The organism is Peptoniphilus phoceensis (assembly GCF_001517665.2).
GTDB lineage: Bacteria > Bacillota > Clostridia > Tissierellales > Peptoniphilaceae > Peptoniphilus_A > Peptoniphilus_A timonensis.
In genome coordinates this window covers 120,495-137,908 of sequence record NZ_LN999806.1, presented here as the reverse complement: position 1 = coordinate 137,908, position 17,414 = coordinate 120,495, and the positions used below count along the sequence as shown (strand labels likewise).

Sequence of the window (17,414 nt, the reverse complement as noted above, 5' to 3'; positions counted from 1 at the left end):
AATCTAATTATAATTTTTTGAATAGGGTACACTTTAACAAAGTATAGCTTATAAAAATACCTAGGGCTAATAAAGGAGGAAATATATGGGATTTATTCTTGGAATATTGGCAATATTTTTTGCTGCAGCAAATGTAATAGCTTGGTTATATGGAAAGGATCCAACAAAATACAGATTTCTCAGCATGGCATTTACAAGTTTAACTATTTTTGCATTTTACAATATGGGAGCAGAATTTCTTGCAAAAGGAGACTTTTCTGGAGCTCAGGATGTCATACCAACTATATCAAAGACTCTTTTTATTTGCACCCTTGCTTCAATAATTATTAATGGAATAACTCTTTTTAAGAGAAAATAAATATTTAGAATTTTCAAAAATTTATTAAGATTTTACAATATTATTAATTAACAATGCTATAATAAAAAAACTAAGTTTTTTGGAGGGAATATAGTTGAAGGATAAAAAATTCTCTAGAGCTATGTTATTTATTATATTATTTGGAATTGTCAGTCTTTTTTCAGACATGACCCATGAAGGTGCATCGAGCATTAGAGGTGCTTATTTGGCGATGCTTGGTGCATCAGCTGGGACAATTGGTTTTATATCTGGTCTTGGCGAACTTGTGGGTTATTCTATGAGATATGTCTTTGGAAAAATTACTGACAAGACTAAAAAATATTGGCCCATGGTAATTTTTGGCTATATACTTGATATTTTAGCCGTGCCAGCACTTGCCCTAGTTGGTGATAAGGGTTGGATTGCTGCATCAATTTTATTGGTTATCCAAAGAATGGGAAAGGCAATAAAAAAACCTGCCAAGGATACAATAATGTCCTTTGCTGCAAGTCAGGAAGGAGTTGGAAAATCCTTTGGCATTCAAGAGATGTTAGATCAAATTGGCGCCTTTCTAGGTCCATTTTTTCTTTATCTTGTGATGTTATTTAAAACTGAAGGATCTACTTTTGAAATCTACAGAACTTGTTTTGCTTTTTTGGCAATTCCTGGATTTATAACTATTCTACTTTTGCTTTTTACTAAAAATAAATTTCCAAATCCAGAATCTTTTGAACCAGAGTCAAAAAAAGAAGACGCTTTTGTAATGAAAAAATCCTTTGTCTATTATATAGTTGGAATTTCCCTTTTTGCCTTTGGATTTATGGATTACGCTCTTATAATTATGCACATTTCAAAATCTCTTGCAGGTCTTTCTCTCATAAGCGAAGAAACATTGCCACTTTTATATGCAGGGGCAATGCTTGTCGATGCAATAGCTGCTCTTATTTTTGGTCATATTTACGACAAAAAAGGCGTAAAAGCTCTTGTAATCTCAACCTTAATATCTGCTCCCTTTTCGCTTTTAATCTTTGGGTTTAAAAGTGAAGGGGCAATTTTGTTTGGTCTAGTCCTTTGGGGAATTGGAATGGGTGCACAAGAATCTATTTTAAAAGCTGCAGTAACTTCTATGGTTCCCAAGAAAAATAGGGCAAGTGGTTATGGTATTTTTGAATGTTCTTTTGGTATTTTTTGGTTTTTGGGTTCTTGGTTACTTGGAGTTTTGTATTCAGTTTCCATTCCACTTATGATAGGGATTTCTATCTTAGCTCAAGTGCTTGCAATTCCATTTTATTTAAGTGTTTCCAAATTAAAATAAAATAAAGTTTAGATGGTTAATAAGAATTTATAAGTTTTTTATGTTCAACTTATAGCAAGTTATAGCCGTCTATTTTTTTGAAAATTTTTACTATTTCTTTACAAAATTTTTACTTTTACTTTAAAAAAAGATAAATATATTGTAAGATGAAATTGAAAAACAATTTGGGAGGACATATGTCAATTAATTATTTTATTGAACTATTGGGAGGACTTGCTCTTTTCCTCTATGGAATGGAAATGATGAGTACAGGCCTCGAATTAGTCGCAGGTGATAAGCTTCGAGTTATCATAGAAAAGATGACATCGAACTTTTTTAAGGCAATACTTGTAGGTGCTGGTGTAACTGCAATTATCCAATCATCTTCAGCGACTACAGTAATGGTTGTTGGTTTTGTAAATGCAGGACTTATGACTATTTATCAGTCTGTTGGAATTATTATGGGCGCCAATATTGGTACAACAATCACTGGTCAATTAGTTGCCCTAAACATTTCTACTTTAGCACCTATAATTGCCTTTGTAGGATTCTTGCTAAATACCTTCTCCAAAAACAAGAGGAAAAGATATGTAGGTCAATCCATAATAGGACTTGGTTTCTTATTTATGGGTATGCAATTTATGAGTGACTCTATGGCACCACTAAGAGACTATCCTGGATTTGTAACTTTGATGACTAAGTTTGACAATCCATTTTTAGGAGTAATAGCAGGTACTGCCATAACAGCTTTGTTGCAATCATCTTCAGCTTCTCTTGGTATCTTGCAAGCCATTTCAAATCAAGGAGTTATAACACTACATTCAGCAATGTATATTATTCTAGGATTTAACATTGGTACTTGTGTCACTTCAGTTTTATCATCTGTTGGATCTTCCAAAAATGCCAGAAGAACTGCTTTAGTTCACGTTCTATTCAATATCATAGGAACAATTATTTTCGTAACTATTTCACTATTTGTGCCTATAGACGAAATAATAAAGGGTTTTTCAAGAGATTTGCCAGCAGCAGAAATTGCTAACTTGCACACTACTTTTAACATTGCAACTACAATTTTATTAATTCCTTTCTCCAAAAAACTTGCGGACTTATCCTTCAAGATTATCCCTGGTATTGACAAGGAACAAGAAGAAATGTCTTTACAATATATAAACTTAAACGTTGTAAAGGATGCACCGGCAACTTTTACAGATGTAAAGGCAGAAATCAGAAGACTATTAGATATTGTTACTATGAACTACGAATCTTCAGTTAGCTTATTAAGCGAATTTGATGAGGAAAAATACGATGAAATCTTTAGAAGAGAAGGAGTAATAAATTACTTAAACAAACAAATTTCAGCCTTTATAATTGACTCCTTAGGTCTTTCTATGAATGAAAAAACTTCTGCAAACTTTGCAAATTATCTTAGAATTTCAAGAGATATGGAAAGAATTGGGGATCACTCCAAAAATATTGCCGAAGTTGCAAAACTAAAATATGATGAAAAACTTGAATTTACAGACATGACTTTTGAAGAATTAAGAGAAATTAATTCAATCATTGAGAAGATGTTCCACTCTGCTATTGACAAATTAGATAAGGACGAAAGAATTACCTTTATGCGTGAATCTAATGAACTTGTCCAAAAAGAAGCATCTAACTTTAGAAACAACCACATGCTTAGAATGAGAGAAAAAATTTGTAATCCAGAATCTGGACTTCTTTATGAAAAAACTTTGGCAGCCATGGAAAGAATTTCATCTTACATTTCTAATGCCAGCAAGCTTGCAAATTAAAATAACTTGTAAAAATAATTAATATTAAAAATAAAATAATAAAAAAATATCTGCTCTAGGGCAGATTTTTTTGTGGAAAAAATTCTTAAAAGAAAAACTAAAAGAGAGGACCAAGATATAAAAAGGAAAAGAATATTTGTTTACAAACGTAAGTTTCAATGATAAAATAAATTTGGTGGTAATATGGAATTAAGGGAAAAAATTAGAATTTTATCAGATGCTGCAAAGTATGATGTAAGCTGTTCTTCTTCTGGATCAAATAGAAAAAATAATAGGGGTCTTGGAAATGCAAGTCCCAGTGGAATTTGCCATTCTTGGTCAGAAGATGGAAGGTGTATATCCTTATTAAAAATACTTTTTACCAATCACTGCATCTATGACTGCAACTACTGCATCAATGCAAGAAGTGTTGATGCAAAAAGAGCGGCATTTACAGTTGATGAAGTAGTGGATTTGACCATAAATTTTTATAAGAGAAATTACATAGAAGGTTTATTTTTGTCCTCTGGTATTTTTAAATCCTGCGATTACACCATGGAAAAATTAATTGAAGTTGCAAAGAAACTACGTCAGGAAGAAAATTTTAATGGATACATTCACATGAAGGCAATTCCAGGTGCAAGTCAAGATCTTTTGAGAGAACTTGGCAAATATGTGGACAGGATGAGCATAAATATAGAACTTCCAACTGAAAAAAGTCTTGCTCTTTTGGCACCTGAAAAAAGTATCGAAGAAATAACAAGACCCATGGATTTAGTTTCAAAAACCTTAGAAATTAATAAACTAGAAAAGAAAAAATATAAAAAGTTTTCGAAAAAAGATTTATTTTTGCCAGCAGGTCAAACAAGTCAGATGATTGTTGGAGCAGGTGACATTCACGATAGAGACGTGCTAAAAAGGTCTCAAAGTCTTTATGATGATTACAAGTTAAAAAGAGTGTATTATTCTGCCTATGTTCCTGTTAGAAAAGATTCCAAATTGCCAAGTGTAAAGACACCACTTCTAAGGGAACACAGGATTTATCAGGCAGACTTTTTACTTAGATTTTATGGATTTAAGGCTGGAGAACTTTTAAGCGAAAGTAAAAAGGACTTTGATTTAAATATAGATCCGAAAATGGACTGGGCAATAGAAAATTATAAGGATCCCCTTGAAATAAATAAGGCGAGTCTTGAGGAACTCTTAAAAGTCCCTGGTTTTGGTCCAAGGTCTGCGAGAAAAATTGTAAGGGCGAGGAGATCTTTTAATTTGACCTTTGAAGATTTAAAAAAACTTAAGATTTCCACAAAGAGAGCCATAAATTTTATAACAGTTTCGGGAAAATATTATGGGAAAAATTTTGACTCTAAAGAAGCCTTGAGGTCCTTAATCCTAGAAAGAGAAGGAGGCGAACAACTCAGTTTTTTTGACTGAATAAATTATGATTTATATATATGATGGAAGCATTGAGGGATTATTTACTGTAATTTTTAATGCTTATAAGGTCCTAGAAGAAGTAGACACAATAACAAAAAGGTCTCAGCAAATAGATTTTATAAAGGACAGGATAAAATGCACTACTGAATTAGATAAGGCGAGACGAGTAAAAAATTCTATCATAAAAAACTTTTCCTATTCCTTTTATGACAGCATTCTAAAAGTTTTTGCCTCTTCTAGTGATAAAAAGGAAATAGCCATTGCAAAGACTCTAAAAAAATTATACATCCATGGATTTAATTATTTGGAAAGTGCAGATGAAGACGTAATTCAATTTAGGGATTTATTAAAGAGAGTTTCTGGAGAAATTCATTCTTTCAAGGGACTACTTCGCTTTGATGAAAAAGAAGGAATTTTATTTGCAAAGTTTGAACCACAAAATGATATTTTATTTTTTATTTACAGACACTTTAAGAGTAGACTTGTAAATGAGAAATTTGTCATTGCAGATTTAAGACGTGACAAGGCAGTTATCTACAATGGTGAAAGAGGAGAATTTTTTAAATTTGAAATGGATGAAAATTTAAAATCAGAAGATGCTTATGTGAATCTTTGGCTCTCTTTTTACGATGCAGTCGCCATAGATGAGAGAAAAAATGAAAAATTGAGGATGCAAAATATGCCAAAAAAATATTGGAAGAATCTCCCAGAGATGAATAGGCTAAAAAAATAAGCTATATTAATAAAACTTTCTCCAAAGGGTATAAATATCTTGGGAGGAAAAGATGGAAAAAAATAGAATTGCAAACTTAAATACTTATATAGAAAAAAATTATCCCGGAGCAAAATTCATCGAAGCTAGTGACATTGATTTGCCAGATTTTTTGCAAAGAGATTTTGAGGCTGGATTAAATAACTGCACCATTACAAGCTTAACTAGGGTGATAACTTATTATTTTAAGGACATTGACAAAAATAAGGTCTACGAAGAAGTTTTTGAAATTGCAAAAAGAAATGGCTACTTCAAAAAATATGGAACTCTTCCAGTTTTTATCTCCCACATTGCAAATATTTACTTTAAGAGAAATAATATTCCCATAAGGGCAAGAGGCGTTTATTTAGGAAATTTTTATTCTCATGTAAAAGATGAGATAGATAATTTTAGGCCCTTACTTATGAATTTAGCTTCAGGTTATTATAAAAACCACTCCTTGGTTATTTCAGGATATTCAGTTTACAAATTTAGGGGCATGAAAGTTAAGTTTCTCCACGTTTATGACGGTTGGAATAAGGAAAAATCTTATATTGACTACAATGACTTAAATGGATTTTTGAGCCTTCCAATTTTTTCTTACAATGTCTTTGACATTGACTTAGATAGGAATTTGTAATAGAGTTTAAGACCAGATAGGGTGATTTTATGGAAAGAAACTATTTAAAATTTTTGGTATCTGAACTTATTTTTGTTAAGGAAGATACCTTGATAAATTTAATTCCAAAAACCGATGAAAAGTACAGGGAAATTTTTGGAGAATTAGAATCTTATGTAGATAATTTAAACCTTAGCATAAGAAAGCTTAGGAGAAATTTGAGACTTTTGGATAAACTTTCTCCAGAACTTGCCCAAAAAAAGGCAGATGAAGAATTTAAAAAAGATTTTTCTGAACTAAATGAAGAAGAAAAAATTGAAAATAAAGCCCCACTTATAAGTGATGATGACAGAAAAATAATAGAAGATTTATTTAGAGAGGTTATTTTTCACTACAGCCCAAGGCTTTACGATTTTCCTTTGGAAGATTTTGATGAGGCAAGAGAGCATTTTAAAAATTGTGATAGAGAGGGTCTCGAAAGCTTTTTAAATAAAAAAAGGCCAGAAGAATTAGATATAAGTGATGAAAAGCTTCAATATATGAGAGATGATTTAGAAATAGAAATTTCAATCTTATTTGATAGATTTCCACTAAATCAGTTGGATATGCTAGACGATAAGGAGGCAATAGATTTCAATTTAAATAGACTAAAAAATGTCTACGAAGAGTATCAAGAAATCTATGGAAGCCTTGGAGAAGAATTAAATATAAAAATTGCAGAAAAATATACTACCCCATAAAAAATTATGAGGTAGTTTTTTTATACAAATTTTTTTACTAAAGTTCTTGCTCCAATACTGGAAAGAATGCCCACAACAATTCCTGCAAGAACATCTGTGGGATAGTGAACTGAAAGATACATTCTAGAAAATCCTATTAGACATGCCAAGATTAGGGCGAAAATTCCTTCTTTTTTGTTGAAGTGAAAAATTCCCCAAGCAGTGGCAAAGGATGATCCAGTGTGCCCTGATGGGAAAGATGATCCCATGGGTTTATTTATCAGAAGATCAAAGTCATAGACTGTATAAGGTCTAGGTCTTCCTATCAGAGGTTTCATAATTAAAAGTCCAATAATAGAAAAAATAATTAGACCAAAAATAAGAGTGAGACCTTCTCTTTTATCTCTCTTGTCTTTCTGAAAAAATATAATGAGGGCAAGAATAATCCAAACTATTCCGCCGTTACCAAGACTTGTGATAAAAATCATAAATTTGTCTAGGATGGGGGAATGAATTGATTCCAAAAATTTTAAGAATTGTAATTCCATCTTATTCTTTTTCTTTAAATTTGCCCTTGATGAATTGCACAAAATTCTTTAGGTTTTTCTTTAGGAAGGCTTCCTTGTGATAAACCATGTAGTAAGTCCTCTTTATTTCTAGGTCTTTGATTCTGTGCTTAGTTATTTCAGCATCTTCAAAAGAAGATTCTGCACCGAGAGAAATTGCATCAGAAGATTTTACAATATTTAGGACCATGTCCTTGTTTTGACAAATATACTTAATGTCAATAGGTATATTCGTTTCTCTCAAATAAGTTAGAAGGATTTTCTTTGTTGATTCGTCAAGATCTCCTAGGACAAATTTTTTGTTCCTAAGATCTTCGGCGTCTAATTCCTTCTTTTTACTGAACTCAGAATCACCAGATGAAATAATATAAATTTCATCTTCGTAGAAAGGTTCTGCAATATTTTTTTCAAAACCTGTGTCTCCGTCGATGATTGCCAAGTTAATTATTCCGGCATTTAATTTTTTAAGTATTTCTTCGCGAGAGTCAACATAAACTCTAATTTTTATGTCTTCTTTTTTACTTTCATATTCATCAATGATTTCTAAAAGAAACTGAGAGCTAAAATTTGAGCTGACGCCAAGATTGATATTGTGAGCAGTAGATGAACCTTGTAAGAAAATAACAGTATCTTGAAATTGTTCCAAAATATTTAAGGCAAAGTCATATAGTCTTAAGCCAACATCTGTTATGTATAATTTTTTTGAAATTCTATCGAAGAGCTTAACATTGTACTCACTTTCAATTTGAGAAATTGCATGAGATACAGTGGGCTGCGAAATATTAAGATTACTTGCAGCATTTGACATATTTTTTGTCTTAACAACTTCGATAAATATTTCTAAATCTCTAATTGTCATAAAAACCTCCTTAAACCTATTCTAGTATCATTTTTAGCAAAAATCAAGAATTATAGAAGAAAGCTTATATTTTTATTTTCAGTAAAATTTTAAGAAAAATATTTGTAGGAATATTGTCACATTATAAAAAGAATACTAAAAATATAAACAAAGGGATTATCCCTTTGTCTATCAAAATTTATTTATATCGTAGGTCTTTAAATCGTTAAACCAAGCCGGATCATCAGCCAGATTTTCTTGGAAGACCCCTTCCTTTTTCATGTAATCAATAAAAAATAAATTAAATTTTTCTGCTCCATTCACATTTAAGTGATGAGGATCATAAAAGTCATCCTTAGATAAATTCATTTCATCATAATATTTGTTAAAGTCGATGAAGTCTGCGTTCTTTTCGCCAAGGTGTTTTTCTATAACTTTTATATTTTCTTCATAGATAGGATAATCGTAAATTGGAGTTTTTAGAAAATAAAGTTTAATGCCATTTCTTTTAGCAAGATCAATTATTTCATCAAAGGCTTTTAAGTTGGATTCTAAATAACTTTCTTCATCAAAATTTTCTGCAAATTCTGTATATTCTGTTTTTACTTCTTCTCCAGAATTGGCAAAGTCCTCACTCTGTCCCTTTAAGAGTACATAGCCCTTTAAATAGTCTTTATAGCTTTTCTTATCAAAGTTATAATCTTCGTCTTTAAGCTCATTCCATCTTGAGTGGTAGGCTATTAGAGGAAAAATTGCTGGGAGTTTATTTCCCCAGGGAACTTTTTTTGCAACCATTTCAATTTTATTTTTTGAAAGGGGCAAATAATCTGAATAAGAATTTATTACACTGTAATCCTCAGGAATATTGTAGATTGAACTTTGGATGTCCACAAAAATAACAGTTGGATTTTTTCTTTTTAAGGCTTCTTTCACATAAGAGGCGGTGATTTTTAGGGGTTGACTTTGTGATGCCAATACATAGGACTTAACTCCAGTATTTCTATATATTACAAGGGGTTCAAAGGAACAGTAAGTGTGGCTTGTTCCAAAAAACATGGCATTGTAATCTTCACTTTCGTTAAAAAATCCACCAATTTTATTTCCCATATCCCAAGGTTTTGCCAAAGATTTTCTAATAAAGAGATTATTCAGTTGTAGGCAGGCAAAAATAATTATGCCTAAAAAAATTATAGATTTTAAAATTTTAAAAAATTTTTTCATATTAGCTCCTAGAACTGAAAGTAAATAAAGGCAGATTCAGAAAATTCTGGTCCATAAATCCCAAATATTATTATTGCAAAGATAAAGGCCAAATAAACTATCCATCTTAGAGGAAGGACTAAATTTATAACTTTTTGGGACAAATTTATCTTATTGTATTTTAGTATGTCAAAGATAAATAAAATCACAACTCCACAAATAAGTGGATAAATATTAGCTAATCCAAATTTTGAATTAGCAATTTCTTCTAGTAAGTTTTTGGAAGAAGGATTGTTTATTATACTTAGGATAAATTCATTTCCATGGTGAATATTTTCTGCCCTAAAATAAATAAAGGCAAATACAACTATTATGAAAGTAAGGACTCGCCTTATTGTGTCAATAAAAATATTTTTTCTTTTAGAATTTTTATTTATGCCAAAAATATTTTCTAAAACATTAAAAACTCCGTGGATAAGTCCCCAAAAGACAAAGGAAAGTTCTGCACCATGCCAAAGTCCACTTACTAGAAATACAATAAGTAGGTTTAAACATTTTCTAAAAGATCCACGTCTGTTGCCACCTAGAGGAATGTAAAGATAATCCTTAAACCAAGTAGAAAGGGAAATGTGCCATCTTCTCCAAAATTCTGTTATGGATTTTGACAAAAGTGGTTCCTTAAAATTATCCATTAAGTCAATGCCGAGAATTTTTGCAGAACCCTTTGCCATTATAGAATAGGAATAAAAGTCGCAATAAATTTGGATGGTAAATAAAAGTCCTCCAATTATTAGGAATTCTCTAGAGTGCATTTTGTAAGAAGAAAAGGCATCGTTGACAAAGATGGCTGCCCTGTCAGCTATTAGCAATTTTAAAAACATGCCGTAGACAAAAAGCACAAGACCTCTTACTAGATTGTCATAGGAAAATTTTTTAGGATTTTTAATTTGAGGAAGAAGATTTCTACTTCTTTCAATAGGTCCTGCCACAAGTTGAGGGAAGAAAGACACGAAGAGGGCATAGTCAATAAAATTTTTCTCTGCCTTGAGATCTTTTCTGTAGACATCGATTGTGTAGCCTAAAGCTTGGAAGGTATAAAAGGAAATTCCAACTGGTAGCAAAAGATCTAGGGCAATATTAAATTCTTTTGATGAAATTTTTGCTGCCAAGTCCACAAAAAAGTTAAAGTACTTAAATATAAATAAAATTCCCAGATTTATAAAGAAGCACAAAAATACAGCGACTTTCATTTTATTTTTAGAATCTCTGTTATTTTCTATAAAAATGCCAGTTAAGTAAGTTATGAAAATGGAGATTAGCATTAGGAAAGTGTATTTTACATTCCAAAAACTGTAAAATGTAAGACTTGCCAAGAGCAAAAATATATTTTTAGATTTTCCCCTAAATAAATTGTAAAAAATTACAACTATGGGAAGGAAAATTAAGTATTCAAATGAGTTAAAAAGCATAAAATCCTCCAATCACTATATAATATAGTAAAATTTGGAGGATTTCAATATTTAGATTAGCTAGCTATTAGGCTTAATTTGTACTCCTTGGGAGTTTTGCCAGTGTATTTTTTAAAGGTCATTGTAAAGTGGGCTTGAGATGAAAATCCACACTCATAAGAAATATATTCTAGGGTCTTTTTGTCCTCTGTCAAAAGTTTTTTTGCCTTATTTGTCTTTAAGGTATTTAAATATTGGCAGAAGGTAAAGCCAGTTTCTTCTTTAAAAAGGGAGCAAAGATAATTTTTGGAAAGATGAAGTTTTTTTGCCAAATCTTCCAAAGTGAGTCCCTTCATGTATTCTTTGTTAATAATTTTAAGAGCCTTATCTATAAGATCATTCTTGGAAAAAGAAAGAGCATCGAGAAGGGAGTTGGAATAAGACTCTATTAGGTCTTTTGCAAGATTTTTTATAGCTTCTTCTTCACAGATATCTTCAAGTCTTTTTGTGAAATTGTCATGTATGTATGAAAGGTCTTTGTTATATGTAATCAAGAAGTAGGTGTAAAGAAAGGTGTTTAGATTTTCTATTTGCCTTTTCATATCTTCAATGGAAGATTCTTTTTTTATATCTTCAATATTTTCAAAAATTTCTGTGGCACAGTTTATGCACTGAGGTCTTGCCATTTGTGCAATCCTAAGATAATTTGTCATAAATTCCTCCTGTTTTTAATTTATTTTCTTAACTTTTTTACTTTATTTAATTTTTTATGGATTTGTTTAGTTTTTAAATTTAAAGTCAAAATAATTATAAGCTAATTGATATCAAATATCAATAGTAATATTTTTATTTTATCTCATCTTTAACAAAATAAAAGGAGAAATATTTTAAAAATCCTAAAAAGTTTTTGTAAAAATTTATAGAAAGTTGTAAAATAAATACTTTATGAAAGTCTTAATATAAAAACTAAAGAAAATAAATCTTAATATCTTTAAAAATAAATCTAAATATTTATAAATAATTTTAAGATTTTCATCAAATTTATGTTACGAGATAAAAATTTGTTAAAAATTGAATTTGTAGAAGATAAATGGGGCTAGATGGTTTTAATTTTTCACAAATAGCATATAATAAGAAGAAGGAGGGATGACTGTGACAATTTCAAAAAATAAAATGATTGAACTAGAGAAGAGAACAATAGATGAATATAAAATTGATTCTCTTATTTTAATGGAAAATGCAGGAATGGGAATATATCGTGAAATTAATCAGTACGATTCCTTTACAATAATTTGCGGTAAGGGAAATAATGGTGGCGATGGTCTTGTCATTGCAAGGCACCTAATACTAAGTGGAAAACTAGTTGAGGTATTTGTAGTTGGCGAATATCCCACTAGAGAATTTTCAAAAAATTTAGAAATTTTGGAAAAACTTACTGAAATAAATTATATAGAAGACGAAAATTTTGATGACTTAGTTGAATCACTAGAAGTCAATGAAGTTACTATTGACGCCATTTTTGGGGTTGGTTTAAATAGAGATTTAAATTCTTTTTATAAAAACTTAATCAACTGTATAAATGAACATGGAAATTATGTCATTGCTGTGGATATCCCTTCTGGAATGGATGCAGATACTGGAGATGAGTACGGTAATTGTGTAGCGTCTAATCTTACTTATGCTATTTCGGACATAAAAAAGGGAGAACTTTTAAATAGCAAGGTGGGAGAACTTAAAAAAATATATATAGGGATTGTGAGGTATGCCAATGAGTAAAAAAATAAGCAGAAATATAAATTTGACAGAAGGCTCAATTGTCGAAGGGATAATTAAATTTGCCATTCCCCTTCTTCTCACAAACTTTTTGCAACAGCTCTACAACACAGCTGACCTTATGATAGTGGGAAGATTTGCTGGCAAAAACCCCATGGCAGCCGTTGGAGCAACTGGACCTGTTTCAAACCTTTTGATTGGTCTTTTCCTTGGGCTTACAACTGGTGCATCAGTAATAATTTCTCTTTACTATGGTTCCAATGACAGAGAAGCTTTAAAAAGATCTGTGGGTTGTTCTTATTTTCTCGGACTAGTTTCGGGTCTTATTATAACGGCCTTTGGTTATTTTACTACGCCATTTTTCCTAAGGATAATGGACACACCACAGGAAATTTTACAAGATGCGACAATTTACATGAGGGTATTTTTCCTAGGAACAGTTCCAATTCTTATATACAACATGGGAGCATCAATCCTAAGAGCAACAGGCGACTCCAAGAGACCTTTTAACTTTTTGTGCGTTTCTGCTATTGTAAATATTGCCCTTGACTTATTGTTAGTAGGATTTTTAAAGATGTCAGTACTAGGAGCAGGTATTGCAACCCTTGCATCTCAAGTTACATCAGCAATTCTTGTAACTTATTCACTCCTAAAAACTGATGGATCTTATAAACTTAGAAGAAGTGAAATAAAACTTCACAAGTTTGAAGCTAAGAGAATTTTTGAAGTTGGTATCCCAACAGGAGTTCAAACAGCTCTCTTGTCCTTTACTAATGTAATTTTCCAAGCGAAGATAAATTCCTTTGGACCAGATGCCATAGCAGGTGTTGCGGCAGAAGGAAGAATAGATGGATTTTTATTTATGTCCCTGCAAGCTATTGCTCTTGCAGCTACAACTTTTTCGGGACAAAACTTTGGTGCCCAAAAATTTGACAGACTTCGTGAAGGTATGAAAGTTTCACTATTAATTGTATTTGGAATTGCTTTTGTATTGTCACTAATAGCATACTTCTTGGCAAGTCCTCTTATTGCAATATTTAATTCTGATCCTGATGTCGTTGCCTATGGGGCAGACTTCCTGAAGATTTTGAGTCTTGGAATATGGTCCTTTGGACTTTCAGAAACAATATCTGGCTTTATAAGAGGAAGTGGACACGCAATGGGACCCATGATTATTTCTCTTCTAACAATTTGTATATTTAGGATTGTAATAGTTTACTTTGCAATGCCAATTTACAATTCAATAAGGGTAATATCCATAATTTATCCAGTTTCTTATCTTGCAAATTTCCTAATTATGGCAATTTATTTTAAATTTGGAAAGTGGAGAAAAGATTTTGATTTTTAAATAAATTTTATAAAAGAATTAATAGAATTTGGCACCTCTTGGTGCCTTTTTCATTGCAATAAAGAGAAGATTTATTGTAAACTATAAGTAATATAAAAAAAAGCAGTGATTTTATGAAGAAAAAAACTTTAATTTTAATAATTATTTTGGCAGCTGGGATTTTTTTTGCAGTATCTTCTTTTAATAGATATCCAAAAAAAATTGTTGCAGAAATTCTCTACACAATAGACGACAGGATTTTTGCCTTTGCAGATGACTATTTCCAAGATTTTGGCTTTAGTGACATCTTTAACAAGGTAAAAGCTTCTGGAGATTATGGACTAAGACTTTCTTGTGAAAACAATAGGGGCGACAAGTTAAATATAATAAATCACCAGTCAGCAAGCGACAAATCTAGATATTTTTACGAGAGAAAAGAAGTAAATCATGAGATTGAAACTTATGGTGAAAAAATTATAAATAGTGATGTTTACCTTCTTAGAGAGGATATAGCAAGTCTTCCCCTATACATTGACAGAAATACTATGCTTAACCTTTCTCGCGACTCCAAAGTTTTATCAGACCTTGGCTATAGTTTGGACAACAAAAAATTATTTCTTCCACCAGTTTCTCCTTCTGAAAAGAATTCGGAACTAAAAAAATATGTGAAAAAAGAATGGACAGAGATAATTAGGAGAACTAAAGTAAAAAAGATCTCCGAAAAAAGTTATGAAGTAAAATTAAAGTCCAAAGACTTAAAAGATCTAATGGATAAGATAGAAGATTTTTATAAAGAAGAAAATTACTTTCCTTACACTTATTTTTCAAGCTTTTTGAGAGATGAATTTTCAAAAATTTCCTATGATTTAGATAAGAGAGATTTAATAGTTTTTTATATCTCAACAGATGATGAGGGAAATCTTTTGAGATTAAAATCAGATGATTCTAAGTATGCCCTTACTATAAAGGATTATTTGGAATTAAAATTTCCAGAAACTAAAATTTATATTGAGCCTGAAGAAAATGGAGATTTAAAAACCCTAAAGGGGAAAATCAATGACAGGTCTTTTAGGATGTCCTATTATCCAAAGACAAAAAAATTAATTTATCACGATGGAAAGACCCTTATAAATGCGAGATTTTATAATTTTATAAGATCTAAAAAGTTTAAATTAATTGCTGATATTGATGGTGAAAATATAAAAAAATTAAATGTCAATTTTTATACAGTGCCAGAAAAAATTGAAAAAGAAAAAGAATATATAGAAATTTTGAAATTAGATGAAGAGGCTTGGAAGAGATTGAGATGGGGTGAAAAAGTTGAGAAATGATATAAATAGAAAGGACAAATTAATCTTTAGCATGCTTTTAGATGCCATAATGGTGGGCTTTTTTGCTGGGATTTTTTCTGTTCTATATAGATTTGTAATAATGAAAATGGACATGTATAGGGCATTTTTGTATAAGGAATTTAATATAAAATCTTTATTTATTTTAATAGTTTTGGCAAGCTTAATTTCTTTTATAATCTACAAATTATTAAAATGGGCACCCCTATCAGGTGGAAGTGGTATTCCACAAATTAGGGGAGAAATCCTTGGCAAATTTAAGATGAATGAAGTCCCAACACTTGTTTCCAAAATTGTAGGTGGAGGACTGGGAAATCTCATGGGATTTTCGCTTGGAAGAGAAGGTCCATCTATCCAAATGGGTGGAGCTGCGGCAAAGTTTTTGGGCAAATCTCTTAGAAGACCACCTGATGAAATAAAGTATATGATAACAGCAGGAGCAGCAGCAGGACTTGCCGCAGCCTTTAACGCACCTATGGCTGGAGCAATTTTTGCCATAGAAGAACTTCACAAGTCCTATTCAAAATTTGTTCTCTTGCCAGCACTTATTGCATCAATAGTGGCAAATTATGTTTCCTTTGTAATTATGGGAGCAGAAACTTCCTTTTCCTTCTTTGTGACAAAATCACTGCCAATGAAATTAATTTGGCTTCCCATTGTTATTGGAATTTTGACAGGTTTAGTTGGAGGAATTTATAACCACTTAATAACAAAATTTCAGGACTTATTTAAAAAAATAGATTCAAAAATTTTAAAATATGCACTTTTAATGGGAGTTACAATACTTGTTGGATTTATGTTTTTTGAAGGAACTGGAGGAGGACACGGGCTTCTAGAAAAAATGGCAAAGGAAAGATTTGCAGTAAAATATATACTTGCCATACTTTTGGTAAAATTATTTTACACAACATTTTGTTACGGATCAGGTGTCCAAGGTGGAATATTCTTACCTGTCCTAGTTATTGGAGGATCTTGTGGAGCTTTAGTTTTTTCTATCTTAGATGGAACTTTTGCCCTAAACGACTATTACATCAACTTTATAATCTTGGGCATGAGTGGAATTTTAGCTTCAGTTGTCAGAAGTCCAATTCTATCCATAATTTTAGTTTCAGAAATGACAAAAACTTTTGAACACTTAATTGCCCTATCCATTGTGGTTATGGTGTCCTACTATGTTGCAGAACTTTTGAAAGTTGCACCAATTTACGACACTCTTTTTGAAAGACAGTTAAAAGATAAAAATTTACTTACTGCAAAAGAAAAAGAACTTGGCGATTATTCAGTTTTTGAGTATACTGTTTCAGATGATTTTGTCAATATAAATAAAAGCCTAAGAGATATAAAATTCCCAAGACACCTTATAATTCTTTCCATTGAAAGAGATGGAAGTGAATTTGTACCAAAGGCAGATGACTTGATCCTGCTTGGAGATAAAATAACTGTATTAATAAACGCAGAAGACTCTCTCGATATAGATGAATTTTTTAAGGGAGAATAATAACTAATAAAAAAGTGCAAGATTTTTTTCTTGCACTTATTTTACTTATAAAATAAATTTTATTTAGAAATTTACTTATAAATTTTTATAAGTTCTCTAAATATTTTTTGACTTGGGGACCTACATAGGCCTTGTCATCTTTTAAAAGAATTGGTCTTTTTACTAGCATACCGTCACTTGAAAGAAGTCCGTAGATTTCATCGTCAGTCATATCCTTTTTCTTGTCCTTTAGATTAAGTTCTCTATACCTTACTCCAGATGAGTTAAAAAGTTTGTAGATGTCTATATCTGCCATTTCTTTTATTTTTTTAAGTTCTTCTGTACTCAAGAGATCCTTGTCGATTTCTCTATATCCATAGGAAATATTTTTTTCTTCTAAAAGTTTTTCAATATTTTTGCAAGTACTGCATTTTTTATATCCAATTAAAGTATTCATAATATCCTCCTCTTAAAACAAATTATACTATAAAAAAATATAAAAAA

Annotated in this window: 17 protein-coding genes; 11 read left to right on the top strand and 6 right to left on the bottom strand. The window is 31.0% G+C overall.

The features are described 5' to 3' along the window. The first annotated feature begins 85 nt into the window (after window positions 1-85). The 7 genes from BN3657_RS00720 (at window position 86) to BN3657_RS00690 (ending at window position 6,953) form a co-directional block, all read left to right on the top strand. Window positions 86-358 carry a hypothetical protein gene (locus tag BN3657_RS00720; RefSeq protein WP_062551371.1) on the top strand — a complete coding sequence of 91 codons (273 nt, stop codon included), beginning with the start codon at window positions 86-88 and terminating at the stop codon, window positions 356-358. Window positions 359-452: 94 nt separating this feature from the next. Then, window positions 453-1,652 (top strand): MFS transporter, encoded by a 1,200-nt coding sequence (locus BN3657_RS00715; protein WP_082676808.1) that lies wholly within the window; start codon window positions 453-455, stop codon window positions 1,650-1,652. Window positions 1,653-1,828: 176 nt separating this feature from the next. Next, window positions 1,829-3,427: a Na/Pi cotransporter family protein gene (locus BN3657_RS00710; protein ID WP_019138920.1), complete on the top strand. Its 1,599-nt coding sequence runs from the start codon at window positions 1,829-1,831 to the stop codon at window positions 3,425-3,427. Between the two features lie 183 nt (window positions 3,428-3,610). Continuing rightward, window positions 3,611-4,840, top strand: coding sequence for a putative DNA modification/repair radical SAM protein (locus BN3657_RS00705; protein WP_062551370.1), 1,230 nt, complete (start codon window positions 3,611-3,613; stop codon window positions 4,838-4,840). A 7-nt stretch (window positions 4,841-4,847) separates the two neighbouring features. Next, the gene (locus BN3657_RS00700; protein WP_062551369.1) at window positions 4,848-5,576 is read left to right on the top strand and encodes a TIGR03915 family putative DNA repair protein; all 729 of its coding nucleotides are present in this window, start codon (window positions 4,848-4,850) and stop codon (window positions 5,574-5,576) included. A gap of 52 nt (window positions 5,577-5,628) precedes the next feature. Next, window positions 5,629-6,234, top strand: coding sequence for a C39 family peptidase (locus BN3657_RS00695; RefSeq protein ID WP_062551368.1), 606 nt, complete (start codon window positions 5,629-5,631; stop codon window positions 6,232-6,234). 29 nt (window positions 6,235-6,263) lie between these two features. Beyond that, the gene (locus tag BN3657_RS00690; protein ID WP_062551367.1) at window positions 6,264-6,953 is read left to right on the top strand and encodes a hypothetical protein; all 690 of its coding nucleotides are present in this window, start codon (window positions 6,264-6,266) and stop codon (window positions 6,951-6,953) included. 20 nt (window positions 6,954-6,973) lie between these two features. On the opposite strand, the gene BN3657_RS00685 is transcribed toward BN3657_RS00690, so the two are convergent. The 5 genes from BN3657_RS00685 to BN3657_RS00665 form a co-directional block, all read right to left on the bottom strand. Then, on the bottom strand, window positions 6,974-7,420 hold the full coding sequence (locus tag BN3657_RS00685) for a phosphatase PAP2 family protein (RefSeq protein ID WP_230204164.1): 447 nt from the start codon (window positions 7,418-7,420) through the stop codon (window positions 6,974-6,976). 61 nt (window positions 7,421-7,481) lie between these two features. Beyond that, window positions 7,482-8,357 (bottom strand): LysR family transcriptional regulator, encoded by an 876-nt coding sequence (locus tag BN3657_RS00680; RefSeq protein WP_062551366.1) that lies wholly within the window; start codon window positions 8,355-8,357, stop codon window positions 7,482-7,484. Window positions 8,358-8,528: 171 nt separating this feature from the next. Next, complete coding sequence (locus BN3657_RS00675) at window positions 8,529-9,557, bottom strand: hypothetical protein (RefSeq protein ID WP_062551365.1); 1,029 nt, start codon at window positions 9,555-9,557, stop codon at window positions 8,529-8,531. Window positions 9,558-9,565: 8 nt separating this feature from the next. Then, window positions 9,566-11,005 (bottom strand): MBOAT family O-acyltransferase, encoded by a 1,440-nt coding sequence (locus BN3657_RS00670; protein ID WP_062551364.1) that lies wholly within the window; start codon window positions 11,003-11,005, stop codon window positions 9,566-9,568. Window positions 11,006-11,061: 56 nt separating this feature from the next. Beyond that, window positions 11,062-11,697 (bottom strand): helix-turn-helix domain-containing protein, encoded by a 636-nt coding sequence (locus BN3657_RS00665; protein WP_062551363.1) that lies wholly within the window; start codon window positions 11,695-11,697, stop codon window positions 11,062-11,064. Between the two features lie 439 nt (window positions 11,698-12,136). Between BN3657_RS00665 and BN3657_RS00660 the strand changes: the two genes are divergently transcribed. From BN3657_RS00660 to BN3657_RS00645, 4 genes are all read left to right on the top strand, one after another. Then, window positions 12,137-12,760, top strand: coding sequence for an NAD(P)H-hydrate epimerase (locus BN3657_RS00660; RefSeq protein WP_062551362.1), 624 nt, complete (start codon window positions 12,137-12,139; stop codon window positions 12,758-12,760). Further along, the gene (locus BN3657_RS00655; protein ID WP_062551361.1) at window positions 12,753-14,105 is read left to right on the top strand and encodes an MATE family efflux transporter; all 1,353 of its coding nucleotides are present in this window, start codon (window positions 12,753-12,755) and stop codon (window positions 14,103-14,105) included. The genes BN3657_RS00660 and BN3657_RS00655 overlap by 8 nt, the downstream gene beginning before the upstream one ends. Before the next feature lie 113 nt (window positions 14,106-14,218). Further along, window positions 14,219-15,415 (top strand): hypothetical protein, encoded by a 1,197-nt coding sequence (locus tag BN3657_RS00650; RefSeq protein WP_062551360.1) that lies wholly within the window; start codon window positions 14,219-14,221, stop codon window positions 15,413-15,415. Further along, complete coding sequence (locus BN3657_RS00645; RefSeq protein WP_230204163.1) at window positions 15,396-16,931, top strand: ClC family H(+)/Cl(-) exchange transporter; 1,536 nt, start codon at window positions 15,396-15,398, stop codon at window positions 16,929-16,931. The genes BN3657_RS00650 and BN3657_RS00645 overlap by 20 nt, the downstream gene beginning before the upstream one ends. A gap of 85 nt (window positions 16,932-17,016) precedes the next feature. Here the strand turns inward: BN3657_RS00645 and BN3657_RS00640 are convergent, their stop codons facing one another. Further along, a complete protein-coding gene (locus BN3657_RS00640) occupies window positions 17,017-17,367 on the bottom strand; it encodes a Spx/MgsR family RNA polymerase-binding regulatory protein (RefSeq protein ID WP_062551358.1) in 351 nt (116 codons plus the stop codon). Window positions 17,368-17,414: the final 47 nt, after the last annotated feature.